Origin of the sequence: Pseudomonas peli (assembly GCF_050563605.1) — a bacterium.
GTDB lineage: Bacteria > Pseudomonadota > Gammaproteobacteria > Pseudomonadales > Pseudomonadaceae > Aquipseudomonas > Aquipseudomonas peli_A.
In genome coordinates this window covers 130,427-155,392 of record NZ_JBNXUH010000006.1, presented here as the reverse complement: position 1 = coordinate 155,392, position 24,966 = coordinate 130,427, and the positions used below count along the sequence as shown (strand labels likewise).

Annotated in this window: 27 protein-coding genes; 10 read left to right on the top strand and 17 right to left on the bottom strand. The window is 61.5% G+C overall.

The window, feature by feature from the left end; all coding sequences use genetic code 11:
• Nucleotides 1-120: 120 nt before the first annotated feature.
• The 5 genes from msrA to ACQ4LH_RS09220 form a co-directional block, all read right to left on the bottom strand.
• A complete protein-coding gene (gene msrA / locus ACQ4LH_RS09240; RefSeq protein WP_430696897.1) occupies nucleotides 121-780 on the bottom strand; it encodes a peptide-methionine (S)-S-oxide reductase MsrA in 660 nt (219 codons plus the stop codon).
• A 2-nt stretch (nucleotides 781-782) separates the two neighbouring features.
• Nucleotides 783-1,298 carry a peptide-methionine (R)-S-oxide reductase MsrB gene (gene msrB / locus ACQ4LH_RS09235; RefSeq protein ID WP_430696896.1) on the bottom strand — a complete coding sequence of 172 codons (516 nt, stop codon included), beginning with the start codon at nucleotides 1,296-1,298 and terminating at the stop codon, nucleotides 783-785.
• A gap of 119 nt (nucleotides 1,299-1,417) precedes the next feature.
• Complete coding sequence (locus ACQ4LH_RS09230) at nucleotides 1,418-2,455, bottom strand: GGDEF domain-containing protein (protein WP_430696895.1); 1,038 nt, start codon at nucleotides 2,453-2,455, stop codon at nucleotides 1,418-1,420.
• Between the two features lie 130 nt (nucleotides 2,456-2,585).
• A complete protein-coding gene (locus tag ACQ4LH_RS09225; RefSeq protein WP_430696894.1) occupies nucleotides 2,586-3,020 on the bottom strand; it encodes a GNAT family N-acetyltransferase in 435 nt (144 codons plus the stop codon).
• Between the two features lie 69 nt (nucleotides 3,021-3,089).
• Nucleotides 3,090-3,221: a hypothetical protein gene (locus tag ACQ4LH_RS09220; protein ID WP_430696893.1), complete on the bottom strand. Its 132-nt coding sequence runs from the start codon at nucleotides 3,219-3,221 to the stop codon at nucleotides 3,090-3,092.
• A gap of 300 nt (nucleotides 3,222-3,521) precedes the next feature.
• On the opposite strand from ACQ4LH_RS09220, the gene ACQ4LH_RS09215 reads away from it, so the two are divergent.
• The 4 genes from ACQ4LH_RS09215 to ACQ4LH_RS09200 all read left to right on the top strand — a co-directional run bounded on the left by ACQ4LH_RS09215 (nucleotide 3,522) and on the right by ACQ4LH_RS09200 (nucleotide 8,266).
• On the top strand, nucleotides 3,522-4,295 hold the full coding sequence (locus ACQ4LH_RS09215) for a PP2C family protein-serine/threonine phosphatase (RefSeq protein ID WP_430696892.1): 774 nt from the start codon (nucleotides 3,522-3,524) through the stop codon (nucleotides 4,293-4,295).
• Nucleotides 4,296-4,318: 23 nt separating this feature from the next.
• Nucleotides 4,319-5,821, top strand: a complete 1,503-nt coding sequence (locus ACQ4LH_RS09210) for a protein kinase domain-containing protein (RefSeq protein WP_430696891.1) — start codon at nucleotides 4,319-4,321, stop codon at nucleotides 5,819-5,821.
• 133 nt (nucleotides 5,822-5,954) lie between these two features.
• On the top strand, nucleotides 5,955-6,815 hold the full coding sequence (locus ACQ4LH_RS09205; protein ID WP_430696890.1) for an FHA domain-containing protein: 861 nt from the start codon (nucleotides 5,955-5,957) through the stop codon (nucleotides 6,813-6,815).
• A gap of 128 nt (nucleotides 6,816-6,943) precedes the next feature.
• The gene (locus ACQ4LH_RS09200) at nucleotides 6,944-8,266 is read left to right on the top strand and encodes a phospholipase (RefSeq protein WP_430696889.1); all 1,323 of its coding nucleotides are present in this window, start codon (nucleotides 6,944-6,946) and stop codon (nucleotides 8,264-8,266) included.
• On the opposite strand, the gene ACQ4LH_RS09195 is transcribed toward ACQ4LH_RS09200, so the two are convergent.
• From ACQ4LH_RS09195 to ACQ4LH_RS09170, 6 genes are all read right to left on the bottom strand, one after another.
• Entirely contained in the window at nucleotides 8,244-9,131 is an 888-nt protein-coding gene (locus ACQ4LH_RS09195) for a hypothetical protein (protein WP_430696888.1), read from the bottom strand. The genes ACQ4LH_RS09200 and ACQ4LH_RS09195 overlap by 23 nt on opposite strands.
• A gap of 116 nt (nucleotides 9,132-9,247) precedes the next feature.
• The gene (locus ACQ4LH_RS09190; RefSeq protein ID WP_430696887.1) at nucleotides 9,248-10,990 is read right to left on the bottom strand and encodes an N-acyl-D-amino-acid deacylase family protein; all 1,743 of its coding nucleotides are present in this window, start codon (nucleotides 10,988-10,990) and stop codon (nucleotides 9,248-9,250) included.
• Between the two features lie 124 nt (nucleotides 10,991-11,114).
• Nucleotides 11,115-11,441 (bottom strand): DUF2025 family protein, encoded by a 327-nt coding sequence (locus tag ACQ4LH_RS09185; protein WP_430697033.1) that lies wholly within the window; start codon nucleotides 11,439-11,441, stop codon nucleotides 11,115-11,117.
• Between the two features lie 118 nt (nucleotides 11,442-11,559).
• Nucleotides 11,560-12,723 carry a hypothetical protein gene (locus ACQ4LH_RS09180; RefSeq protein WP_430696886.1) on the bottom strand — a complete coding sequence of 388 codons (1,164 nt, stop codon included), beginning with the start codon at nucleotides 12,721-12,723 and terminating at the stop codon, nucleotides 11,560-11,562.
• A gap of 162 nt (nucleotides 12,724-12,885) precedes the next feature.
• Nucleotides 12,886-13,506, bottom strand: a complete 621-nt coding sequence (locus ACQ4LH_RS09175; protein ID WP_430696885.1) for a hypothetical protein — start codon at nucleotides 13,504-13,506, stop codon at nucleotides 12,886-12,888.
• Nucleotides 13,507-13,695: 189 nt separating this feature from the next.
• A complete protein-coding gene (locus ACQ4LH_RS09170) occupies nucleotides 13,696-14,397 on the bottom strand; it encodes a YebC/PmpR family DNA-binding transcriptional regulator (RefSeq protein ID WP_397494565.1) in 702 nt (233 codons plus the stop codon).
• Nucleotides 14,398-14,588: 191 nt separating this feature from the next.
• On the opposite strand from ACQ4LH_RS09170, the gene ACQ4LH_RS09165 reads away from it, so the two are divergent.
• The gene (locus ACQ4LH_RS09165; protein ID WP_430696884.1) at nucleotides 14,589-15,473 is read left to right on the top strand and encodes an EamA family transporter; all 885 of its coding nucleotides are present in this window, start codon (nucleotides 14,589-14,591) and stop codon (nucleotides 15,471-15,473) included.
• Here the strand turns inward: ACQ4LH_RS09165 and ACQ4LH_RS09160 are convergent.
• The 3 genes from ACQ4LH_RS09160 to sstT form a co-directional block, all read right to left on the bottom strand.
• Nucleotides 15,470-15,721 (bottom strand): hypothetical protein, encoded by a 252-nt coding sequence (locus ACQ4LH_RS09160; protein ID WP_430696883.1) that lies wholly within the window; start codon nucleotides 15,719-15,721, stop codon nucleotides 15,470-15,472. The genes ACQ4LH_RS09165 and ACQ4LH_RS09160 overlap by 4 nt on opposite strands.
• Nucleotides 15,722-15,873: 152 nt before the next feature.
• Nucleotides 15,874-16,155, bottom strand: a complete 282-nt coding sequence (locus ACQ4LH_RS09155) for a peptidylprolyl isomerase (RefSeq protein ID WP_090248458.1) — start codon at nucleotides 16,153-16,155, stop codon at nucleotides 15,874-15,876.
• Nucleotides 16,156-16,355: 200 nt separating this feature from the next.
• Nucleotides 16,356-17,576: a serine/threonine transporter SstT gene (sstT, locus tag ACQ4LH_RS09150; RefSeq protein WP_430696882.1), complete on the bottom strand. Its 1,221-nt coding sequence runs from the start codon at nucleotides 17,574-17,576 to the stop codon at nucleotides 16,356-16,358.
• A 273-nt stretch (nucleotides 17,577-17,849) separates the two neighbouring features.
• On the opposite strand from sstT, the gene ACQ4LH_RS09145 reads away from it, so the two are divergent.
• A complete protein-coding gene (locus tag ACQ4LH_RS09145; protein WP_430696881.1) occupies nucleotides 17,850-18,509 on the top strand; it encodes a YceH family protein in 660 nt (219 codons plus the stop codon).
• 52 nt (nucleotides 18,510-18,561) lie between these two features.
• On the opposite strand, the gene ACQ4LH_RS09140 is transcribed toward ACQ4LH_RS09145, so the two are convergent.
• Entirely contained in the window at nucleotides 18,562-19,239 is a 678-nt protein-coding gene (locus ACQ4LH_RS09140; RefSeq protein ID WP_430696880.1) for a phage infection protein, read from the bottom strand.
• A 446-nt stretch (nucleotides 19,240-19,685) separates the two neighbouring features.
• On the opposite strand from ACQ4LH_RS09140, the gene ACQ4LH_RS09135 reads away from it, so the two are divergent.
• From ACQ4LH_RS09135 to ACQ4LH_RS09120, 4 genes are read left to right on the top strand one after another with little or no spacing between them, the layout of a single operon-like run.
• Nucleotides 19,686-20,927 (top strand): glutamine synthetase family protein, encoded by a 1,242-nt coding sequence (locus tag ACQ4LH_RS09135; RefSeq protein WP_430697032.1) that lies wholly within the window; start codon nucleotides 19,686-19,688, stop codon nucleotides 20,925-20,927.
• Nucleotides 20,928-20,981: 54 nt separating this feature from the next.
• On the top strand, nucleotides 20,982-22,310 hold the full coding sequence (locus ACQ4LH_RS09130; protein WP_430696879.1) for an MFS transporter: 1,329 nt from the start codon (nucleotides 20,982-20,984) through the stop codon (nucleotides 22,308-22,310).
• A complete protein-coding gene (locus tag ACQ4LH_RS09125) occupies nucleotides 22,307-22,999 on the top strand; it encodes a TIGR04283 family arsenosugar biosynthesis glycosyltransferase (RefSeq protein WP_430696878.1) in 693 nt (230 codons plus the stop codon). The genes ACQ4LH_RS09130 and ACQ4LH_RS09125 overlap by 4 nt, the downstream gene beginning before the upstream one ends.
• A complete protein-coding gene (locus ACQ4LH_RS09120; RefSeq protein WP_430696877.1) occupies nucleotides 22,996-23,607 on the top strand; it encodes a TIGR04282 family arsenosugar biosynthesis glycosyltransferase in 612 nt (203 codons plus the stop codon). Before ACQ4LH_RS09125 ends, ACQ4LH_RS09120 begins: the two co-directional genes overlap by 4 nt.
• A 2-nt stretch (nucleotides 23,608-23,609) precedes the next feature.
• On the opposite strand, the gene ACQ4LH_RS09115 is transcribed toward ACQ4LH_RS09120, so the two are convergent.
• Together ACQ4LH_RS09115 and ACQ4LH_RS09110 are read right to left on the bottom strand one after the other, a co-directional pair.
• On the bottom strand, nucleotides 23,610-24,359 hold the full coding sequence (locus tag ACQ4LH_RS09115; RefSeq protein ID WP_430696876.1) for a flagellar brake protein: 750 nt from the start codon (nucleotides 24,357-24,359) through the stop codon (nucleotides 23,610-23,612).
• Nucleotides 24,360-24,440: 81 nt separating this feature from the next.
• Nucleotides 24,441-24,908, bottom strand: coding sequence for a flagella synthesis protein FlgN (locus ACQ4LH_RS09110; protein ID WP_430696875.1), 468 nt, complete (start codon nucleotides 24,906-24,908; stop codon nucleotides 24,441-24,443).
• Nucleotides 24,909-24,966 lie beyond the last annotated feature (58 nt).

Here is a 24,966-nt window from a genome sequence, read left to right as displayed (position 1 = left end):
CGCTCACTGGGCAAGGTGTGGGCTCAACCATAGCGGATACGACGATTGTTGCAGCCTGGTATCAGCAGCTGAATACAAGGCCATCAGCTGGCGCGAGGGCCAGCTGATGGGCGTGTTGTATTACTTCTTGCCCCATAGCTCTTCTAGCCGTTGGTCGCGGCCGCAGCCGTTGCGGTAGTAGTTGTAGCGCAGCGGATTACGTTGGTAGTAGTCCTGGTGATAGTCCTCGGCCGGGTAGAAGGTGCTGGCGGCGAGGATTTCCGTGACCACTGGGGCCGGTAGGCGCCCGGATTTCTCCAAAGTGGCTTTGGAGGCTTCGGCCAGTTGCTGCTCTTCGGCGCTGCTGTAGAAGATCGCGCTGCGGTACTGCGGGCCACGGTCGCAGAACTGGGCGTTGGCGGTCACCGGGTCGATAGTGGGCCAGAAGGCTTCCAGCAGTTTGGCGTAGCTGGTCTTGCTCGGATCGAAGCGCACCTGAACAGCTTCGATATGGCCACTGGTGCCGGCTGACACCTGCTCGTAGGTGGGATTGTCGACATGCCCGGCGATATAGCCGGAGGTGGTTTCAATCACGCCGGGCACTTTGTCGAAGTCCGATTCGGTGCACCAGAAGCAGCCGCCGGCAAAGATTGCAACGCCAGGGTTTTCCACCGTTGGCGCATTGGCTTGTGGCTGCGGCGCCTGCGCGGCGGTGGGTTCACAGGCAGCCAGCAGGCCACCCAGAGCGAGGATGCTGCTGGCCAGCAGACGGCTGCGCCAGGTAGAGGTGATGGCAGTCATGTTCAGCTCCGCAGCTCAGGTAAGGCTTCGCCTTGAGGGATAAAGCGCAAGGCCACGCCGTTGTTGCACCAGCGTTCGCCGCGAGGTTTCGGGCCGTCGTCGAAGACATGGCCCTGATGTCCGCCGCAGCGCGCACAGTGGTATTCGGTGCGCGGGAAGAACAGTTTGAAGTCGCGCTTGGTGGCCATGTGGCCGGCAATTGGCTGGGTAAAGCTGGGCCAGCCAGTGCCGCTTTCATATTTGTCCTGGCTGGCGAACAGCGGCAGGTAGCAGGCGGCGCAGAGGTAGGTGCCGTCGCGTTTTTCCTGATTCAGCGGGCTGCTGCCGGGGGCTTCGGTGTCTTCTTCGAAGAGTACGGCATAGGCTTCGGGCGTCAGTAGTGCGCGCCAGTCGCCATGGGGTTTATCCAAGGGTGTCACGCTACTGGCGATGGCTTGCGCCAGGCTGAATGGGGCGTGACCGAGCAGGGGCAGGGCTGGCAACAGGGCCATCCCCTTGAGCAGGGAGCGTCTTTTCATGGCGGTGCTCTGTATGAGGTGTGGCCAATAGACAGAGGTAAAACCGAGTTGTTACAGCCGTGCCGGCAGCGCGCGATAATTTTCTCGCGGTAAGTTGTAAGCAAAGATAAATCGCACGCTCAGGCGATAGGCAGGCTGCTGGTGGTATCGACGCCGTCATCGATGATGATGCAGTTACGCCCGGCATTCTTGGCGCGATACAGGCGTTCGTCGGCGCGCTGCAGCATGCTTTCCCAATGCTCGTCGCGGCGCAGGATGGCCCCGCCGACCGACATGGTCACCGCCCCGCCAGGCCCGCGCAGATGCTGCGCCACTTGCTGCTGCAGATGTTGTGCGGCCGCCAGCAGGCCGGTGCGCTCGGTGTTGGGCAGCAGCAGGAGAAACTCCTCGCCGCCGAAGCGGAACAGCCGGTCTTCCTTGCGCGAGGAGCTTTTGATCAGCTTTACGAAGTCCACCAGCACCTGGTCGCCGGCCTGATGGCCATGGTTGTCGTTGATCCGTTTGAAATGGTCCAGGTCCATCACCAGAACGCCGTAACTGTTGCCGTGGCGGCGGTAGATGGAGGCGGCGATCTTCAGCTCTTCATTCATCGCCCGGCGGTTGCGTGCGCCGGTCAGCGGGTCGTGGATGGCCAGTTGTTGCAGCTGATCGCGTTGGCTGCTGGTGCGGTAGGCAAACACGAAGCTGAGGATGCTGGCCATCATGCTGGTGACCAGAAATGAAACCATCTGGTAGTCGCTTTCGAATACTGCCCCAGGGTTCAGCTGGCCGTAACCGACCAGGGTGGTGAGCACCAGAATGGTGGCAATCAAGGCCTTGGTGGGCGACACCATATAGAAGTTGAAGAGGATCAGCGGGTAGATCCAGAACAGGCCGTTGACGCCCAGGTTGATGGCGATCAGGGTCGAGCCGATAGAGAAGATACTGGCCAGGTAAATGCCGGGCTTGACGGTGTCCCCGGTGCGCCAGGCATAGAGCACCGCGAGCACGGTGGAAACCACAATTACGGTGTCGGCGGTACCTACCAGGTAGTTACCGGTGGCTAGCCGGTATACGGCATAGGGGGTAATGCCAATCACGCCAAACAGGCCCATCAGCGTAATGATGGACAACTGAAAGTCGTTACGCAGACGCCTGAGCAGCCGCGATATCCGCATAGTGAATAACCATTGTTGTAGTTGTTATGAGCTAAGCATGCAGAGCTTGCCTTGGCGATGGCAATAGTAAAATCCAGCAAAGTGCCAGTATGGGTCTCTATCTGCCGAATGGCGCCCGAGTTGCCTGGTACTAAGGTTCTAGCCCTTGTGCCGCAAGGCTTGCGCAAGGTGCACGGGAAAATGCCAGTAGATTTTTGCTGCGCTGATAGCGGGCCAGGCGTTCAGCCAACGGCTGAGGCAGATCGGTGCAGGGGATAAAGCCCAGGCGCTGGTAAAAGTCGCTCAGCTGCGGGTGACAGAACAGCCAGACCGGCGTGGTGCAATCGGCCAGCGCAGCTTCGATCAACTGACGGGCCACACCTTGCCCACGCAGCGCCGTGGCGACCAGCAGGCTGGTCAGCCAGTGGCCATGCGCGATCTTGTGCAGGCACAGCGAGGCGACGATTTCCTGATCTTCTGCCACCCATAGCTGGGCGTCGGCAGTGGCGCGCATGGCTGAGCGTTGGCTGCGGTAGAACTTGTCGGCAAGTGGTTTGAGCGAGGCGGGGAGTAGGCGGTAGTGCATAGCGGGTAGTGGTCACGCGGCTGATTGAATGTCTGAGCGCAAGCGCGATGCTTGCCTCAGACCGGTGGCTCAGACGTTGGTGGCGTGGCTGCCGAGCAGGGTTTTCGCACCTTGCTTGTCTTTCTTGTCCATGCGCTTTTCGCTGGCGGTTTTCAGCGGCTTTTTCTTCACTTGTTTCTTCGAATCCATACCTTTGCTCATGATCTTCACCTCTGACAATGTCGTGGTTGAACATTCTGGAGCGGGCCATCCCCTCGCGGTGAGGCGAGGCTGGTGTTATGAGTCTACGCCCATGCTGGGCGAATAGCTGGGGAGTTATCCGGCCAGGCAGAAGGCCCGTCTGGGTTCGACTGGTTAACAGTTCACCGGCAAAATCGGCGGCTGGCGGTGACAGTTTGAGTTTGCCGCCGCATCATGGACGCACCTTGCGCACCTTGCGCACCTTGCGCCGCTTGCAGCCTGGCTGCTGTGTGACTGTTGAACCCCTATGTCGAGACGTTGATGGAACAAGCGCTGATTTACGCCGGCCACAGCGTGCCTGGACGGGTGCGTGGGCACAATGAAGATGCCCTGTTGTGCTGCCCACAGCTGAATCTGTGGGCGATTGCTGACGGCATGGGCGGCCATCAATGTGGCGAAGTGGCCAGCGCCCTGGCGCTGCAGACCCTGCAGGCGGCCTGCGCCGATGGCCAGGAATTGGTCGAAGCGGTGCATGCAGCCAATCGGGAGATTCTCGCTGTGGCGCGCGCCGATGAGCAGCGCGGCATGGGCACAACCCTGGTGGCGGTGCGCTTTGTTGGCGCCGCATTCAGCATTGCCTGGGTCGGCGACAGCCGTGCTTATCGGGTCAGTGCCGGGCATATCGAGCGCCTGACCCACGACCACAGCTGGGTGCAGACGATGATCGATGCCGGACAGATGAGCGCCGAAGCGGCGCGTAGCCATCCGCAGCGCAATGTCATTCTGCAGTGCCTGGGCCGCGATGATCAGCCGTTGCAGGTGGGTTTGCAGCAGGGCTCGCTAGGTGAGCATGAGTTGCTGCTGCTCTGCAGCGACGGCCTGACCGGCGAGCTGGAAGACGCGCAGATCCAACAGCTGTGCAGCAACGCCCAGACCCTCGATGAGCTGGTGGACCAGCTGCTGGCGCAGGCCAACGAAATGGGTGGCAAGGATAATATCTCCTGTATCGTGCTCGGCCTTGATGCGGCTGCGCCCAGCGTTGAGGCCAAACCGCGCGGTTTGCTCAGCCGCCTGTTTACCTCCCGCAAGCCCTAATCTGCCGGTGTGCACTGACTCCCATGACTGAACAATTGCTCGAAATCCCCGGTTATCAGGTGCATGGTCGCCTGGGCAAAGGCGGCATGGCCGAGGTGTACCTGGCCACCCAGGCGTCGCTGCAGCGCAAGGTGGCGATCAAGGTACTGCTGAGCGCGGATGATCAGGCGTTCAGCCAGCGCTTTCTCAAGGAAGGCCACATCGTGGCGTCCCTGCATCACCCCTCGATCATCACCATCTATGACATCGACCAACTGGTCGATGGTCGCCACTACCTGACCATGGAATTCGTCCCGGGTGGCGATCTGGCGCAGCACAAGGGCGAGGTGTTCGACCTGCCGCGTGCCTTGCGTATCGTTCAGCAGGTGGCCAGCGGCCTGGCCGTGGTGCATGACAAGGGCCTGGTACACCGCGATATCAAACCGGCCAACATCCTCTTTCGTAGCGACGGCACGGCGGTAATCACCGATTTCGGCGTGGCCAAGGAAGTCGAGCTGGACCATGACCTGACCCAGTTCGGCATCGCCGTTGGCAGCCCGTCCTACAGCAGCCCTGAGCAGGCGCAGTGCCAGGCGCTGGATGCGCGCAGTGATATCTACAGCCTGGGGGTGATCCTGCTGGAGATGCTCACTGGCAGTAATCCTTATCGCGCCGCCAACTACACCCAGACCGTGATGAACCACCTGCAGATGGACGTGCCGCAACTGCCGGCGCATTTGCAGAACTACCAGTGGTTGCTCGATCGCATGCTGGCGAAAGAGCCGGATGAGCGATTTGCCGACTGCAAGGTGCTGCTGGCCAGCCTGGATGAGCTGACCCGCGATGATCCGGACAGCACGCGCATCGCCCCGGCGCTGAGCCTGGGCAAACCGGCCAGAAGCCAATCTGCGCGCAGTACGCTGTGGGTCTGGCTGCTGGTCGGCATCGTGTTGCTGGCTGGGGCGGCCGGCGGCGGTTATTACCTGTATCAGCAGAAGCAGATCAGCGAATACCTGGCGCGAGCTGAGCTGCGCCTGCAAAACGGCAGTCTGCTGGAGCCGCCGCAGGACAACGCCGACTACCTGTTCCGCCAGGTGCTGGCGCTCGATGCGGACAACTCTGCGGCTCTGGATGGCCTGGCGCGGGTGCTGCAGGCGCGGATCAATCAGTACCTGCAGCTGGCCGAACAGCGTCTGGCTGATCAGCAGTTGCTACTGCCGGAAGATGACAGTGCCACCCACTACTTCCGCCAAGTGCTGGCCTGGGAGCCGGACAACCTGCTGGCGCTGGCCGGGATCAATCGGGTGGCGCAGCGCTATATCGAGCAAAGTGAAGACGCCTACAAGCGCCGCGAGTTTGCTCTGGCCTTGGCGCTGGTGCAGCAGGGCCTGGAAGTGGAGCCGGCCAACGAGCAGTTATTGCAGCTGCTGGATGGCCACGAACAGCGCGTACGCCTGGCCCAGACGCCTCGGCGGCGGCCTGCGGCGGCCGAACAGTCGGCACCGGTTAACCCGGTCAAGCGGCTGTGGAACAACCTATTTGATTAAGTCGTCATGCTGGCGTATTGCTACCGGGCTGATTGGCAGGCAGCATGCGCGCCTCGCTCATTACGCCGGCAGTTGATGCCGAGTTGTGGCGAGTCCTTGGTGGTTGGCTAACTGATTTTGCCGGAGTACGCAGATGCTCAGAATTCACTTCAGTGATAATCGTCAGGCGCCGATCTGGCTGGTCGACGAGCGTTTCACCATCGGCCAGGACAGCCGCAACAGCCTGGTGTTGGTGGACCCGAGCATCGCTCCGTTTCACGCGGAAATTCGCCAGGACCATGGCTTCTACTACCTGACCGATGTCGGCAGCCCGAGCGGCTCCTTCGTCAATGACGAGCGGATCAATACGCGCTTCCAGCTGCGCGCCGCCGACCGCGTGCGCCTGGGCTCGGTGGAGCTGCTGCTGGTCGACCCGGCGCGCAGCAAGACCAAGGCCGAACAGGCTGCGCGCTGGTATTTGCAGGTGATCCAGGGCGAGCACGAAGGCAAGAAATTCCATATCAACGGCTCCATGACCTTTGGCCGCTCGGTGAAGTGCGAGCTGTGCTTCAGCGACCAGGAATTGTCGCGTCGGCATTGCGAGTTCTACCTCAAGGATGACGTGCTTGAGGTCAAGGACCTGGCGTCGGCCAATGGCCTGCTGGTCAACCAGCAGAAGGTCGCGACGGCGGTGTTGCAACCTGGCGACCAGTTGAAGATGGGCTCGGTCAGCCTGCTGGTGATCGGCCCGAAAAGCACCGTGGCGCCGAGCGAGGATGAAGATGCCACGCTGTTTATGCGTGCGGTGGATCTGCCCAAACCGCTCAGGCCGGCGCCTCTGTCCAGCTCGCCGAGCAGCCAGGCCAACCCGCTGCGCACAGTCGCGCAGGCTAATCCGATGCGCGCTGCGGTCGCGCCCGTCAGTGCGCCCAGCGGCCTGAACAAACCCCTGCTGGCCCTGGCGTTGCTGCTGGTGACTGGGCTGTTGGTAGCGGCTGCGGTGTTTGCGCTTTAGCCCAACCTGGCTGGGCATGCAGCGTGCTGCTCGATTAGTGAATGGACTGACTTGATACGACAGTGCCAGATGGCTGCTTTGGCGTTAGGCTACGCCTCTTTGCACTGCCATCTGCTGTCGGAGTCTCCGTGAAGCCATTGCTCCTGTTGCTATCTGCCTGTTGCCTGGCGTACCAGCCATTAAGCGCGCTGGCCTGGTCCAATCATTCGCTGGGTAGTCAGCTGGCGTTGCAGGCAGTGCCCGAGCTGCAGCGCACCTTGAGCTACGAGCCGCTGGAGGCTTTTCTCGATGCGCAGGCTCCGGCCATCGAGCAGCTGCTGGACCAGCAGGAAACCTTTGCCCGCGCGCATTTTGCGGATTACCCGGCGCGTCCGGATGCCTTGCGCTTTAGCGCTTCGACAACAGCTGCGGTCGACAGGCGCAGCGCGTTTCTGCAGGCGCTGCGGGTCAATCCGCAGATTCGCCTGGCTGGTTTCGTTCAGCAATTGCCGGGGCAGGCCGATGATGGCCGGCCGCGTCTGGCCGCCGAGCAGGTGCTGGTGTTTCGCAAGATCGGCCCCTGGAGCCACTGGCGTTACCTGGCCTTGCAGCGGGGTGAGGCGGTGAGTGCTGTGCAGGTGCTCAGCAGTGCGGCCGATGAGCCGGACTATGGCCATGACATCAACTTGTTCAGCGACAACCCGGGCGAAGTTGGCGCGCACTACAACTTCGGCGCGCAGCCCTTTGGCGATGCGCGCTTCGAGTATTCCTCCCAGGCGCCATTCCATATCGGCTATTACCACGAGCCGGAGCTGGTGTTGCAGGCGGCGCCCTATCTGCGCCGCACTCTGCCGCACTGGCGCATCTACCAGTACACCAGCCTGGCGCGGCTGGCCCTGGAAAGCGGTCACGATTACTGGGGTTATCGTTTTCTCGGCTGGGCGCTGCACTACATGCAGGACCTGACCCAGCCCTACCACGCCAAGACCGTGCCGGGCGTCGCCACGGCCGAGCTGATGCTGATTGCCCTCAAGGCGGCCAGCGGTTATCCCGAAGATCGTCTGGCGACCATTGCCCGAGTGGCGGACCGGCACACGGCGATTGAGGAATATCAGCTGGAGCGTATGCAGCAGCTGATGGATGAGCAGGCGGCCTCGCCTCTGTTGCAGGCCTATACGCAGAACCCGCAGGACAGCTATCCAGCCTATTCGGTGGACTATGCGCAGCAGGTGGTGGCGGCTGAGTCCTATGCCAGTGCCGATGCCTTTGATGAGTTGATTGGCCAGTGGCTGGCGCGCAAACCGTCGGCGGCTCCGGGTTTTAGCGGTGGTAATCAGCTGGCCCAGGCGCAAGCCGACCCGCTGCTGGAGCAGTTGCTGGTGGAGCTGTTCAAGCGCTTCGGTGCGCACACCCGCAACGTGGTGCAAACCACCCTGGCGCAGCCAGCGCCTAGCGTACCGGTGGCGCAGTGAACCACAGCTCGCGCCGCTGCAAAGGCGTGGCGCTGGGCAGCAGCGGGTTATGCAGCTCGATCAGCTGACGCTGGCCAAGTTGCGCACGCTGCAGGCTGGCGGCGAAGTGCTGCTGGAATAGACGCTCGAAGGAGCCATCGGCAATGGCTTTCTCCATGCCTATGCGCACGTTTTCCGCCAGCTCCGGGCGTTTGCGCGAGAAGAAGAAATACATCGCCGTGGGGTAGTGCAGCAGCACATGCGGATCGACGACCAGTTGCTTCGCGCGCGGGTGCTCCAGCTCATCCCAGATCTCGATCACCGAGCGCGGAAAGTAGTCGAAGCGCTGCGCTTGCAGCATGCGAAACAGACTGCCGTAACTGGATGAAACCCTGACCGGCAAACCGTGGCCGCGGAGGATTTCGCTGTCCGGCCAGTCGTGGCCTTGGCCTGCGGAAAACTGGCGCAGCTGCTCAAGGTTGCGCACATCCTTGAGCAGCTGCGCGCGGTCTTTGGGCAGCAGGGCGATGCGCCAGCCGAACAGGCCTTTATCCAGCGGAATACGTACCGGCAGCAGGCGTTGCTCGCGCTCATGGCTGGTCATGCTCCAGGCCACGTCGAGGCGGTCGTTGTGCTCCAGATTAACCAGCGCGCGCTCTTGCTCCATGCTGTAGTGCGAAGGCTCCAGGCGCAGCGCGCTGCCGGCTTTATCCAGCGCCAGTTGCAGCTGCGCCAGGGCATAGATGGAGCGAAACTCATCGCCATCGGCCCGGCGGGGGTAGCGCAGGGTTCCGCTGTCATCGGCCTGCAGTGGTGGGGTTAGCAGGCTGACCAGCAGCAGGCCGCAAAGCCAGCGCCAGGCCGCCTGCGAAAGCGTGCGGGGCATTTCGGTTAGAGTCCTTTCAATACCGGCCCGTAGTTACGTGATCGGGCTGTGCGGCGCGCATTATGCCAGCCCGGCGCGCCGCTGTTATGCCTTAGGTCGCATGCCCTGACGCCAGGCTAGGCGTTGCTGCGCAGAAACTGCCCGTAGCCGCGTGCCTGTCCCAGTTCGCTGGCGAATTCGCCCTGCTGAAAGGCAATGCGCCCGTTGATTAGCACGGCCTCCACCGCTGCGCCGCGGTTGACCATGCGCTGCAGACCACCGAAGGCGTCCATCGGTGCCTCCTGGTAGCTGGCCAGGGATTCATCCAATGCGCTCGGGTCGATGATTACCAGGTCGGCACGAGCGCCTTCATAGAGCCTGCCGGCATCGATATCGAACCACTCGCCCAGCTCGCCGGTCAGGCGCCAGATTGCGGTTTCAATCGGCATCACTGGTTGGCCGCGTAGCTCGGCATCGCGCACCAGTTTGAGCAAGCGCACGCCGAAGTTGTAGAAGGCCATATTGCGGATATGTGCGCCGGAGTCGGCAAAGCCGATCAGGGTGCTGGGTTCGCACACCAGTTTTTCCACTACCTCGGGGCGATGGTTGGCGATCAGCGTGCGCCAGCGCAAACGCGGGCCGTGGGCCACCAGCAGGTCGAGGAATAGATCGGCGGGGTGTTCGTCGCGGGCCTTGGCCAGTTCGCCGACGCTTTTGCCGACCACGCTGGCGTCCGGGCAATCGACAATCCAGGCGTCGTCGAAGTCGCGGTGCCAGACCCGTGGGCCGAATTTCTTCTCCACGTCCTGGCGAAAACGCAGGCGGTAGGCCGGGTCCTGGAACAGTTGACTGCGCATGTCGTGGTTGGCCAGGTGCAGTGCGGCTTGACCGGCGGGAAACTCCTCGAAAACCACAAACTCCATGCCGTCGGCGTAGGTTTCAAACGGCACCGGCAGGGTTTGCCAACGGAAGTCGGCGTGGGTCAGGCGATTGATCCAGCGGGTCAGCGGGCCGAGGATCGGCGCCAGCCAAGGGTCGGCTTTGACGTCCATCAGGGTAATCAGGGTGGTCTTCAGCGGCTTGCGCCACCAACCGCCGATGCTGTCCCAGAGAAAGGCCAGCACATTCAGCTTGGTCACCAGGTTCGGCGCGCCCTGATGAATGCGCCCGCGCCGGCGCAGGATTTTGTTCAGTCGCGCGTACTCTGCCCAGGGCGCATACACCGAGGGCAGGGATTTCGAGCGCTGGCGGTCGCCATCGAGTTTGTCCCAGGGATTGGTCATGCTCGACAGGCCGAGCAGGCCGGCGTCCAGCGCATCTTCCAGCAGTCTTTCCATCTGCTGCAGCTCGTGTTCGCTGGGGCGTACCTTGGCGTCTACCGCGCGCTCGAGACCGAGCACGGCGACGCGCAGGTCGGAGTGGCCGAGGAAGGAGCAGATATTCGGCCCCAGCGCATGCTGATCGAGAAAGGCGGCAAATTCGCCGGCGCTGTTCCAGCTCTTGCGTGCCTGCAGCAGCGGCAGCACATGTTCACGCGGCACCGATTCGACGCGGGTAAACAGGTCCGAGCAGTCTTCCGCGCTGGACAACACCATGCTGATCGAGCAGCTGCCGATCATCACCGTGGTCACGCCATGACGCACCGATTCCTTGAGCGCAGGGGCGGCCACCAGTTCGGCGTCGTAATGGGTGTGCATGTCGATAAAACCGGGCGTCACCCAGCGGTTTTGCGCATCAATCACCTGAGCACAGCCGCTTTCATCCAGGACGCTGGCGCTGATGCAGGCCAGCTTGCCGTTGGCGATGCCGAGGTGACGCAGCACTCCTGGCGTGCCACTGCCATCGAAAAACAGCGCGTTTTTGATCAGCACATCGAACATCGGCAGGCTCCTGGGCGAATGAATTCGGCCAATCGAGCTTAGTCTGCTGCGCGCGGCGGCTGTGAGGGCGTAAGTGAACAAGCTGGGGCCTATTCGGCCATGGGCGCGTAAACCCACCAGCCGCTCAAGCGTTAAGGCGACGGCGCTCGGCGCTGATCTCCGGCATATCGGTGCGGCGTACATAGACCCGCAGCGGTTCGCTGATAGCAAGGCGGTCATCAATGTTCTGTTCCAGCAGCAATTGCAGACGCGCACGGTCGAGGTTCATCAGTTCGCCGTCAAAAGCGCGCCAGACGAATTCGCAGGTAGGCGTGATGCTTTTTTCCAGCACGTCGAGGCCGAAGGAATCTTCGGAGAAGCGCACGATATAGCGCCCGGTCTTGGCATTGAAGCCGACAAAACCCTGCAGTTGGTCGGCAGCCGCGCAGATGCTGGCTGAGGTGATGCTCATGGAAACCTCGTCGATGGCAGTGGAAGTCATCGGCATAGGCTAAGGCTCCAGGCGTAGAGCGTCTTGCGGTGGATCAATAAGTGGGCGGGTGGGCTCTACTGATCTGTTGTTTGGCGATTTATTGCTCAAGAAACGCGCGGCGCAGGCGCTGGAGAGCCGCGACCTGTTGCTCAAGTATTGCCAGCTGGGTGGTTGCCGGTTGGTGGCTCTGCGGGTTATCCGGGTTAAAGCATGTGGCGGGCTGGGCGGCATAAAAAGCCTCCCAGCTGCGAGTCGGCGCGTGGCCCTGGGTGCTCAGCAATCGCGCCAGGCTACCGTCATTCAGCCAGCTGGCGCTTAGCCACAGGTTGTCCGCTGTCTGGTCCGCACAACCGCTGGCCGAATGGTTGTGCTCCATTTCCACCAATTGCCCATCAGCGAACAACGCGTCATAGCTCAGGCCGCGTTGGCACTCGGCGGAAACCTCGCGGGTGGCGTAGAGCGATAGGCGTTCAACCTGCGTGTCGCCGACCTGCAATTGCAGCAGGTGATGGCGCGACAGCTGCCAGCCTTGCAGATCGACGGGTAAGGGCGGCCTCAGCTGCAGGCTGCGTTGGCCGGCAACGGCTGTGCTTGGTGGATCGCTTTGTACGGCCGATGCCAGCTCGCGATACAGGCCGGCATGGCTGTGGCTGGGACGAAAACGGTAGTGATCGGCATCGATGATCTGCACTTGTTCGTCGCAGTCGGCAGTTTGCTGCTGCATGGCTCCGCGCGCGTCGCTCCAGCGGTAGCGCAGGCGGATACCCAGCTCCACCGAGCCCTGACGCGACAGCAGGCCGTATTGCTGCGCCAGGCCGGTTTCCGGCACAGCCGGCAGAATCAGCTCCAGCGTTGGCTGCGGCCGGCCAAATCCGCCAACAATCGGCAGAAACAGTTGCAGCGTACTCAGGGTGTAGCCCCGGTGCTCGGGGTTCTTTTCGTTGACGCTAAAGCTCAGGGTGCGGCCATGGCGGGCAATCTGCTGCTCGGTCAATTCAATCTGCTGAAGGATGGGCAACAGCTTGCTGCCGATTGGCAGGGTGCGTTCACGTCTGGCGGTCAGGCCGGGGATCAGCCAGCGCGGCTCGTAGGTGGCGTCGACTCGCAGCTGTGCCGAGGCGAGCATGCTGTCCAATTCGGCGGCCGGCAGCAGGCCGCCAATATGCTGAAAATCCAGCTCGACCTGCAGCGTGCGGGCGCTTGCCGGTGCGACCTGCAGGCCAATCATCAAACCCAGGGTGGTCAGCCAGCGAAGTGGCATGCGCGGGGCTCCGTCAGCGAGTCAAAGCGGGGGCGTTGTTCATACCATAGGCCGTTGTGGCCGCTTGGCAATTTGCTGGGGAGGTGGCGGGGCGGGAGTTTCTGTATGTGTGTGGGAGGGGGAGAACCTGGCGCGCCATTGCGGCTCGCCAGGGAGGTGTGTTCAGTTTTTGCTGGTGCTGGAGAATGCGCTGATCTTGCCGAACGGTGCGCTTTGCATGTCAACCTTGACCGCCATCAACGGCGAGTTATTGACCCACACATCGTCGATCACGATGGTTTCGCCGAGGTCGTCGTTATCGGCGGCCACCAGCAGGTAATAGGTGCCATCTTCTGCGGCTTCACCATCCCAGCTCAGGCTGATCTGGCCGACCACGGCTTCGGCATGCGAGGGCTTGTCGGCAATCACCGCGCCGTAGGCATCCAGCAGCATGGCGCGTGGCTTCAGGGCGTATTTGCTGACGCCCATGCACGGCTCATTGCACAGCGAATGCACATTGAGGGTGTAACGCTCACCCTTTTTCAGCTGCAGGGAAAAGATCCGGTAGTTGGAGATCGAGCTGCCGAAGTCCAGACGCGGCTCGTCGGCGCTGATTGGCCATTGCGGGGCCAGCAGGCCGGTATCGAGCGGCAGCGGGATGGCCTGGGTGTTGTGGATGGCTTCCAGGGCGCTCTTGGCCATCGGGCTTTTGCCCGCTTTGACCTCTTGCTGGTAGGTCGTCTGCGGGTTGTTGGCGCAGGCGCCAAGCAGCAGGCAGGCGGCCAGAATCAGAAACTTGTGCACGGTAAAACTCCTGTGTGACAACGTCCTTGTGTACACGTCGGGCGCTGGTGGCGCGGCGGGCGGCGATTCTACTCGCTTTGCGCGATGCGCGGAGTGGTCAATCTGCCGGTACGACGAACTGCGCACATTAATCTGTGCCGCTCGTGGGCCCGCGGCGCATCCTGCGCGGCGGGCCTGGTCAGCCGGTATTTAGCCGGAAAGCCCGACATAGACGTTCTGCACGTCATCGTGAGCGTCGAGCGCTTCGAGGAAGGCTTCGACTTCTTCCAATTGCTCGGCAGTCAGGCTGCTCACCGGGTTTTTCGGGATATAGCCGATCTTCGCCGAGTTGACGCTGAAACCCTGCTCCGGCAGCGCGCGGCATACGGCGTCGAGGTCGGTCGGCTCGGTGATAAACAGGGTGTTGCCGTCTTCGGCAGGCTCGAAATCCTGAGCGCCGGCTTCGATGGCGGCCATTTCCGGGTCGGCATCACTTTCGGTGCTGGCTTCGATCATGCCCACATGGTCGAAATCCCAGGTTACTGAGCCGGAAGCGCCCATCTGACCCTTGCGGAACAGCACGCGGACTTCCGCCACGGTGCGGTTGATGTTGTCGGTTAGGCACTCGATGATCACCGGCACCTGATGCGGGGCGAAGCCCTCATAGGTGGCGGAGTGGAAGGTCACGGTGTCGCCCAAAAGGCCAGCGCCTTTCTTGATCGCCCGGTCGAGGGTTTCCTTTGGCATCGAGGCTTTTTTCGCCTGATGGATCGCCAGGCGCAGCTTGGGGTTCAGGTCCGGATCGGCGCCGTTGCGGGCGGAGATCATGATTTCCTTGACCAGCCGGCCGAAGATCTTGCCTCTGGCGTTGGCGGCGGCTTCTTTAGGTTTGGCTTTCCACTGGGCGCCCATGGGTTATCTCGTCGTTGCGGGTTAATGGGTAAGGGCTGCGATTCTAGCCCTTCGAGGCGCTGGCGGCACCTGTGGCGCTGCAATCTGCCGATCAGTGATGCGCTGTACGGCTTATTTGCCGGGTTTCTGTATGGGCGCTATGACGCTGCTGGCCGCTTTAATAAGTGCTGATTGATTAATCCGGAGCGCCCATGCAACCCAAGGATTTACTGCTGGCCCTGGTGGTGATCATCGTCTGGGGCATGAATTTTGTGGTGATCAAGATCGGCCTGCACGAGATGCCGCCGATGCTGCTGGGCGCGCTGCGTTTTCTTCTGGCGGCCTTTCCTGCCGTGCTGTTTATCAAGCGCCCGCAGATTCCGCTGCGCTGGCTGCTGGCCTATGGCTTGACCATCTCGCTGGGGCAGTTCGCCTTTCTCTTCTCTGCCATGTCCGTCGGCATGCCGGCCGGCCTGGCGTCGCTGGTGCTGCAATCGCAGGCGCTGTTTACCCTGCTATTTGCCGTGCTGTTGCTGGGGGAGCGCTTTCGCCTGGCCAACCTGTTCGGGTTACTGGTGGCGGCCGGCGGTTTGCTGCTGATTGGCTCACAGGGCAATGGCCTGATGACGCTGGCTGGCTTTCTTCTGACACTCTGCGCTGCCGCCATGTGGGCGCTGGGCAATATCGCCACGCGCAAGTTGGGCAAGGTGAATCTGGTGGGGCTGGTGGTGTGGGGCAGCCTGGTGCCGCCGTTGCCGTTCTTTGCGTTGTCCTGGCTGCTGGAGGGCCCCGAGGTGATCGAGTCAGCGCTGCGCGGCTTTACCCTGGATACGCTGCTGGTGCTGGTCTACCTGGCATTCGGCGCGACCATCCTCGGCTATGGCCTGTGGAGCCGCTTGCTGTCGCGTTACCCGGCTAGCCAGGTAGCGCCGTTCTCGCTGTTGGTGCCGGTGGTTGGGCTGACTTCTTCGGCATTGCTGCTCGATGAACGCCTGAGCAGCCTGCAGCTAGTCGGTGCGCTACTGGTGATGCTTGGCTTGCTGCTGAATTTTTGCGGCGGCTGGTTGCAGGAGCGTTTGCGCGCACGTTTGGCTTAACGTTTACCCATGGCGCGGCGAGTACCGCTCGGCGCTGGACCGATCTTCTTTTCGTGGCTCGACTTGTTGCCCTTCTGGTGCCAGGGCTGGTCGTCCTGTTTGCCGGAGGCGGCCTTGGCGGCGCCGAACAGCGAGGCAAAGCCACTGGCTTTAGGCGGACTTACAGGCGCAGCCTGGTCATTGAGTGGCGCGGCGCTGTCGGCAGACTGAACGGCGAGGGTGGGTTCAGCTGCTGGAGTCTGGGTCATGGCGAGGTCCGCGGGTGCGAGAAGAAAAGGCCGGCGAGTATACCTGGCTATTGCCCGAGGTCTTGCACTGTTGGTCAGTGGCGTGGTGCCCGATGGGCGCTGCGCGAAAAAATTGGATTCGCCGGGCCGGGCGGCCCAGCGAACAGGCAGGATCAGTCCTGGCGGCTGGTCACTTCCAGCAGGTGATAACCGAACTGGGTCTTTACCGGGCCTTGCACCACGTTGATCGGTGCGCTGAATACTACGGTGTCGAATTCTTTGACCATCTGGCCTGGGCCGAACGAGCCAAGGTCACCGCCGCTGCGGCTGGACGGGCAGCTGGAGTTGTCTTTGGCGACTTGGGCGAAGTCGGCACCGCCTTCGATTGCGGCTTTCAGTTCGTTGCACTTGTCTTCGCTGGCAACCAGGATGTGACGGGCAGTGGCGCGGGCCATGGGAATTACTCCTTATAAAGAAGCGGCAAAGCCTACCGGAATCGTTCGGCTATTCAAACGCTGGGCGTGCGACGTTTATCGGTTGGCCAATAAATAAGTGCCTGGAGCACTTATTAACGCTGCGCTGCGACGGCCGCCAGGGATGGCGGGCATAAAAAAGGCTTACCCATGGGTAAGCCTTTTGTTGTTTCGGCAAGCGTTTAGCTGCGTTGTTGCTCAGCCTGGCAGGCGGCTGCAGTGAACAGTACGTCGGTGGAGGAGTTCAGCGCGGTTTCCGCAGAGTCCTGCACGATGCCGATGATAAAGCCGACAGCGACCACCTGCATGGCCACATCATTGGGGATGCCAAACAGGCTGCACGCCAGCGGAATCAGCAGCAGCGAGCCGCCGGCCACGCCCGACGCACCGCAAGCGCTGATCGAGGCGAGCAGGCTGAGCAGCAAGGCTGTCGGCAGATCTACGGCGATGCCCAGGGTGTGCACCGCGGCCATGGTCAGTACCGTTATGGTGATCGCCGCGCCGGCCATGTTGATGGTCGCGCCCAGTGGGATCGACACCGAGTAGGTTTCCTCATGCAGGCCCAGACGCTGGCAGAGCTGCAGGTTGACCGGGATATTGGCCGCCGAGCTACGGGTAAAGAACGCCGTCAGGCCACTTTCGCGCAGGCAGGTCAGCACCAGCGGGTAGGGGTTGCGACGGGTCTTGAAATAGACAATCGCCGGGTTGGTCACCAGGGCGACAAACAGCATGCAACCGACCAGTACCAGCAGCAGGTGCAGGTAATCGAGCAGGGCGGACATGCCCGACTCGGCCAGCGTGGCCGCAACCAGGCCGAAAACCCCCAGTGGCGCCAGGCGAATCACCAGTTTGACGATGCTGGTTACCGCGTCGGAGAGGTCAGCGAGCATTTGCTTGCTGCTGGGGCTGGCGTGGCGGAAGGCAAAGCCCAGTGCGATGGCCCAGGCCAGGATGCCGATAAAGTTGCCTTTGAGCAGGGCGTTGATCGGGTTATCCACCACATTCAGCAGCAGAGTTTTCAGCACTTCGCTGATGCCGCCGGGTGGCGACAGCTCGGCGCTGTTGCTCACCAGGGTCAGGCTGGACGGGAAGGCAAAGCTGGCGGCCACCGCGATCAGCGCCGCGCTGAAGGTGCCGATCAGGTACAGCAGCAGAATCGGTTTGATATGGGTCTGCTGACCTTGCTGATGGTTGGCAATCGACGCCGCCACCAGTACGAATACCAGCACCGGAGCCACGGCCTTCAGCGCCGAGACAAACACCGTACCGAGGAAGCTGACGCTTGCCGCGGCTTCAGGCAGGAACAGCGCCAGGGCGATACCAGCCACCAGGCCGATGGCGATTTGCAGCACCAGGCTGGTGCGGTTGAGTAGTTGCAGAAGCGGGTGTTGGGCAGTGGTCATGACATGCATCTCTACTTTGGCGGGCAGGCCTGCGATCTCTTTCTATTGCCTGCCGGGCTCGGGGCGCCGGGGCTGGATGCATGGCTGCAGTACGCGTTATGAGGCTTTTCGCGGGGGATGAAACAAGGCCACGCTGAAAAATAGCGCGCGACTCTACCACAGTGACCCGCTGTTACGCGCTGGCGCAGTGCCAGCCCGCCCAGCGGCGGTTATGCCTATCAACCGGTCGTCAGGCGGGCTAGGCTAGGGCCTTTGCGAGGCCCTGAGGTTGTTATGTCCAATGAAGATGCGAACGCTATGGCGGTTGAAACCCTGACGATCGTCGAAGCGCGGGTACTGGGTTGCTTGATCGAAAAGCAGCTGACCACCCCCGAAGCCTATCCCCTGACGCTGAACGCCCTGGTGCTGGCCTGCAATCAGAAAACCAGCCGTGAACCGGTGCTCAACCTTACAGCTGGCCAGGTCGGCCAGGCACTACGTAGTCTGGAAGGGCGAGAAATGGCGCGCCTGGTGATGGGCAGCCGAGCGGATCGCTGGGAACATCGTACCGACAAAGCGCTGGAGCTGGTGGCGGCGCAGGTGGTGCTGCTCGGTCTGTTGCTGCTACGTGGCCCGCAGACCATCAACGAACTGCTGACGCGCAGCAGCCGCATGCATGATTTTGATGATGCCGAGCAGGTGCAGCATAACCTTGAACGCCTGATCAGCCGCGAACTGGCCTGCCTGTTGCCACGTCAGTCGGGGCAGCGTGAAGACCGTTATATGCACGTGCTGGGTGACCCGGCGGATTTGCAGGCGGCATTGGCGGCCAGAGCCAGTGAGCCGCAGCACGCGACAGCGGGCGGTCAGCAGGATGAGCGCCTGGACGCTCTGGAGGCGCGGATTGCGGTGCTGGAAGAGCGCTTGGCGCAGTTGGAATCGCCTGCGCAATAAACAAAAAAGGTGCTCGATTGAGCACCTTTTTTGTGTTGCCTATCAGCTGTGATCAGCTAAAGCGCAGGCCTGGTGTGCGTTCAGCGCCACCTTCGGCGACACGGTTAGCGCCAGTACGGTCAGCACCGTCTTCGGCTACACGCAGACGCTCTTGCAAGCGATCAGCGCCACCTTCAGCGACGCGGTTAGCGCCAGTGCGGTCGGCACCGTCTTCAGCTACACGCAGACGCTCTTGCAGGCGATCAGCGCCACCTTCAGCGACGCGGTTAGCGCCAGTACGGTCGGCACCGTCTTCGGCTACACGCAGACGCTCTTGCAAGCGATCAGCGCCACCTTCAGCGACACGGTTAGCGCCAGTACGGTCGGCACCGTCTTCAGCTACACGCAGGCGCTCTTGCAGGCGATCAGCGCCACCTTCAGCGACGCGGTTAGCGCCAGTACGGGCGGCACCGTCTTCCGCTACACGCAGACGCTCTTGCAAGCGATCAGCACCACCTTCAGCGACGCGGTTTGCGCCAGTGCGGTCGGCACCGTCTTCTGCTACACGCAGACGCTCTTGCAGACGATCAGCGCCACCTTCAGTTTGCAGGTTGCTACCAAAGCCCATCAGGGTTCTGACGCTGCTGTCCTGCTTTTCACCTAGCAGCGGCTGCGGGTTGCTGGATGGCAAGGCGAAGGCGCTGATGGACAGGCTGCTCAGGATTACGGCGGTGAGAATTTGCTTTTTCATGTTCAGGCTCCTCGTAAGGGCGGATGTAAGTGAGTACGGAGCCAATAATACGGATGAAAATTTGATGAAGAAGTGCAGGCTGGGCATGGTAATCATCGACGGTATCGATAGTTGAATTAATTTTTTATTTATCATGCAGTTATATTTATTTTTGAACATCTAATAGGTGATTTTTGGAGCGATTGTGCATGATCATTAATATCTAATTAATCGATATATTTTGAAGCGGAACCTGCTGTGCAGATATCTGGCATGGCTTTGCTTGAAATATCGAACGGCTGGTGCGTATTTTGTACGCCTCGCCGTTCGGCTACGGCCTCTTGCATCAATAAGGACAACAGCAAATGAGTACCCTCGACCGCACCGCCCTGGCTGAACTGCTGCGTGGTGTTGATGAAATCGAATGCGTGACACCCGATCTCAATGGCGTGCCGCGCGGCAAGGTGATGACGGCTGAGGGGTTTCTGGAGGGGCGGCGTTTGCAGTTGGCACGCGGGGTGTTGCTGCAATGCATCATGGGTGGCTATCCGGCGCCGTGTTATTACGGCAGTGATGACGGTGACCTGGCCTTGAATGCCGAACCGACGCAGATTCATCGGCTGCCCTGGAGTGAAACGCCGCGCGCGCTGGCCATCTGTGATGCCGATGAGTTCGATGGACGCAGCTCCGGATTGTCGACCCGCGGCCTGCTCAAGCAGGTTATTGCGCGTTACGCCAGCCATGGCTGGCAGCCGGTGGTGGCGACCGAACTGGAGTTTTTCGTGTTTGCCCGCAATGCCGACCCACTGCAGCCGTTTCAGCCGCCGCTGGGCCTGGATGGCCGGCGTGAAGACGGCGGTTCGGCCTTTAGCGTGAGTTCCAACAACGGCCTGCGTCCGTTCTTTCGTGAGGTCTATCAGTGCATGGCGGCGCTGGGTATACCGCGCGATACCTTTATGCACGAGATGGGCGTGAGCCAGTTCGAGATCAACCTGCTGCACGGCGACCCACTGCTGCTGGCCGATCAGACTTTTCTGTTCAAGCACCTGCTCAAGGAGGTCGCACTCAAGCATGGGCTTACTGTGGTGTGCATGGCCAAACCATTGGCGCATACGCCGGGCAGCTCCATGCATATTCATCAGAGCGTGGTGGAGCAGGGCAGTGGGCAGAATATCTTCAGCGCGGCCGATGGCCAGGCAACGCCGGCGTTTTACCAATTTATCGCCGGGCAGCAGGCGGCCATGGCCGATTTCACTCTGCTATTTGCCCCGCATGTGAATTCCTATCAGCGCCTTTGCCATCCTTATGCGTCGCCGAACAACGCCTGCTGGTCCGAGGATAATCGCGCTGCCGGCCTGCGTATCCCGGCCAGTGCACCGGTCGCGCGGCGAGTAGAGAACCGCTTGCCGGGCGCCGATGCCAATCCTTATCTGGCGCTGGCGGCGAGTCTTGCAGCGGGTTTGTACGGGATTGAACAGCAGCTGCAGCCCAGTGCGCCGATCCAGGGTGAGTTCGAAGTGCCGGATGAATTGGCGCTACCCTGTACCATGCATGCTGCAATCGAGCGGCTCAAGCGCAGTACTTTGGCGCTGGAACTGTTCGGCAAAGAGTTCATCGAAGGCTACATTGCCAGCAAGACGCTGGAGCTCACCAGCTTCTTTGATGAAATTACCCCGTGGGAGCGCCGCGTACTGGCGGCCCACGCTTAGAGTCTGACCGCCGAACATGCTTTCGGCGGCCTTTATGGAGCCATGTGCTGTCCCATGTCTGTGATCCTCAAGTCATTTAGTTCGCTGTATTTCGCCACCCTGTTGATGCTGTTGGGCTCGGGTCTGTTGAGCACTTACCTTGCGCTGCGGCTGGCGGAAACAGCCGATGGTTTGTGGGTCGGTGCGCTGATGGCGGCCAACTACCTGGGCTTGGTGCTGGGCGGCAAGATCGGGCATCGGTTGATTGCCCGCGTCGGCCATATCCGCGCCTATGTCGCCTGCGCTGGTGTGGTGACGGCAGCGGTGCTTGGCCATGGCTTAAGCGATTGGTTGCCCAGCTGGTTGCTGCTGCGGATGCTGGTTGGTCTGGGCATGATGTGCCAGTACATGGTGATCGAGAGCTGGCTCAATGAGCAGGCGGAAACCAGCCAGCGCGGCCAGGTGTTTGCCGGCTATATGGGGGCTTCCTACCTGGGCTTGATCCTCGGTCAGCTGGTGCTGGTGGTGCACCCGGCGCTCGGCCTTGAGCTGCTGATGCTGGTGGCGCTGTGCTTTGCCCTGTGCCTGGTGCCGGTGGCATTGACCCGCAAACTGCATCCTGCGCCCTTGCATCCAGCGCCGCTGGAAATGCGCTTCTTTATTGACCGTGTGCCGTTGTCGCTGACCACTATTGTGGTCTCGGGTTTGCTGATCGGCTCCTTCTATGGCCTGGCGCCGCTGTATGGCACGCGCATGGGTTTGTCCACCGAGCAGATCGGTCTGTTTATGGGGTGCTGCATTATCGCCGGCCTGGTGGTGCAGTGGCCGTTGGGCTGGTTGTCTGATCGGCATGACCGCGTGCAGCTGATCCGTGGCTGTGCCGCGTTGCTGGCGCTGGCTGCGCTGCCTTTGGCGATTCTGCCGCAGGCCAGTTTGCCGCTGTTATTTGCCGGCGGCTTTGCGGTGTGCGCCTTGCAATTCAGCCTCTACCCGCTGGCGGTGGCGCTGGCCAATGACCATGTCGAGGCCGAACGACGGGTATCGCTGACGGCCATGCTGTTGGTGACCTTTGGCGTCGGCGCCAGTATCGGGCCGTTGTTGGCCGGTGTGCTGATGCGCTTTCTCGGCGCGAACATGCTGTATGCCTTTGTCTGCGGCTGCGCCTTGATTCTGGTGCTGCGTATCCGGCCGGAGCGCGTTACCCATCTGCATCAGGTCGACGACGCGCCGCTGCACCATATCCCCATGCCGGACAGCACCACCAGCTCGCCGCTGACGGCGGCCCTTGATCCGCGTGTCGATGAGCAGGTGGTGCATGAGCAGATGCACGACAACAGCGCAGTGCAGGAGCCGAGCACCGAGCCTGCAACCGAGCCGCCCACTCAGGCAGAGACGCGCGGATGACGCCGCTGCTCAGCGTGGTGATCCCGGTGCGCAATGAGGCCCAAGCGTTGCCGTATTTGCTGGGTGATCTGGCGGATCTGCGCGCCGCCGGTGCCGAATTGATCCTGGTCGATGGCGGCAGCACTGATGGCACCTGCGAGCTGGCGCTGGGGCGGGTTGATCAATTACTGAGAACCGCCCTTGGCCGTGCGCTGCAGATGAATGCTGGCGCGGCGGTGGCGCGTGGTGAATACCTGTGGTTCGTGCATGCCGATACGCGGGTCAGCGTTGAGTCACTAGAGAGCCTGCAGGGCGCGCTGAAAGAGCGCCCGTTGTGGGGGCGCTTTGATGTGCGCCTGTCCGGGCCTGGCCTGGCACTGCGAGTGATTGGCGCGATGATCAACCTGCGTTCGCGCCTTAGCGGTATTGCCTCGGGTGACCAGGGAATTTTTGTCGCCCGGCAACGGTTCGAGGCGCTGGGCGGTTATGCGCCGATTCCGCTGATGGAGGATTTGCAACTTTGCCGCCGCTTGAATGCGCTGGCTCGTCCGCGCTGTTTGCGCCCGCCATTGTCGACCTCCAGCCGGCGCTGGGAGCAGCACGGAATCTGGCGTACCGTGGTGCTTATGTGGTGCCTGCGGCTGGCCTATTACTGTGGCGCCAGCCCGGAAAAACTAGCTCGTCAGTATCGTCGAGGGTCGCTGCTATGAACCTGTCGATCTCATTGCATATGCTCGCGCGCGCACCTGTTGCCGGGCGGGTGAAGACGCGCCTGATCGCGGCGCTGGGCGCTCAGGGCGCCTGTGATTTGCAACAGTTGCTGCTGGAGCGCGCCTTGCAGTTACCGGCCCATGGCTTTAGTGAGCGCTTTCTGTGGCTGGACGATTTGCCCGGTGCTGATTTGCAGCAGCTGGCGCAAAGCCTTGGCTGGACGCTGGTCGAGCAACCGGCTGGCGATCTGGGTGAGCGCATGCGCCGTATTGCTACCCTGGGGCTGGCGGAAAGCGATGCGGTGATCCTGATCGGCAATGATTGCCCGGCGCTCGACGGCGACTATCTACAGGCGGCTTGCGGCGCGCTGCAGGAGCAGTCCGTGGTGATCGGCCCGGCAGAGGATGGCGGTTACGTGTTGCTGGGACTGCGCAGCATGGTCGCCAGCCTGTTCAGCGATATGCCGTGGGGTACGGAGCAGGTCTTTGATCTGACGCTACAGCGCTTGCAGCAGCTGGACTGGCATCCAGCGCTGCTGCCTGCATTGTGGGATGTGGATCGGCCAGAGGATCTATCGCGCCTGGCTGCGCTGAATATCCTTATCTGACGCTAGAACAGGCCGTCGCTTTCGACGCGGCGCGCTTCACGTTGCAACTGGTAGACGAAGCGTTCGACCAGGCGCTGTTCCTGGCCGTTGATGCGGTGGAAGCGTGCACCGACAAAGGTGGTGTCCACCTTCTCCTCGTACTGCACATGACGCATCTCAATGGCGGTGGTCATGGCCCCGAAAGGAAACTTCGCGGTAAAGCGTTCGTATACCTGGCCAGATTGCAAGCTGCTGCTGATATTGCCGGGAAAGCGCAATTTGCAGCCGGTTGCCGAAATGTCCAGCAATAGCCCAGGTAGGGCGGTGCGCAGCTTATCGCCGGCGAGCTCGACTTTGATCAGCTCAGCTTGTTTAAGCGGGGCGCGGAAGGCGCTACGCCGTTGGTGATAGGTCACCTCAAGTGGCATCGGGCTGAAGTAGCAGCGCGCGCCTTCATGCTCGGCGATACGCACGTTCTCTTCGCATTTCCAGGCTACGCGCACACCTTCGTGGAAGGCCTCGACATTGAAGGCTTCGCCGTTGGCCAGGTAGCGCTCGCCGTCGCTCGGCATCAGTTCATCGAGAATCAGCAGCTTCTTGTCGCGATCAACTTCGATCACATAGCTCTGGAAGCGTTGGTTGCGTTCGTGGAAGGTGATGATCAGCGGGTCATGGTTTTGTTGCAGTTGGCGCAGGTTGGCAACTATTTCCACCGGTGCCTTGAGCACCTTGGGTGGCTGCGGGCCATCTTCCTGGCTAAAAGGACTGGACACGGTCCATAACTCTCCGAGCAAATGCTATGGCACTAGCATACTGGCAATATGACAGTATGTCCCCTGTGCCTTTTATAGGTTTCAGGCCTGGCTGAGCGGGCGCTGCTGGCCGATTCTAGCGGCACTGCCGCGGCTGTCATAGAGGCTCGGCGTCTCGTTACCGCGCAGAATGCCGAGCATGCTGTGGGCCGAGGCCTGGCTGGAGCGAATCAACCGGCCATTACGCAGATTGGCTGCCTGGCAGCGTTCGAGCAGGGCGTTGAGTTGGTCGCCACGCTCAAGCAGCAGTTCGCCCTGGCGGGATTGGCCGGCAAGTGCTTGCAGGCCAGCGCGGTCAGGGCTGAGGTTGAGGCTGGCGAGTAGTTGACTGCGCTCTTTGCCGTGCTGGTCGAGCAGGCTCAGCAGCGGCAGCTTGTCAGCCAGAATGCTCTGCAAGCGGGGGAGGTCGCGATCACTGAGGGCTTGGAATTCGGTGTCGATCAATTCAAGCAACTGCTCGGCGGTGCCGATATCGTTGGTGAACAGTTCAAGCAGGCTGGTGTCGTGCATTGCGGGCTCTTCGGGGTAACAGACACTGCAGTGCGTTGCTGCAGTGTCTATTGGGCGA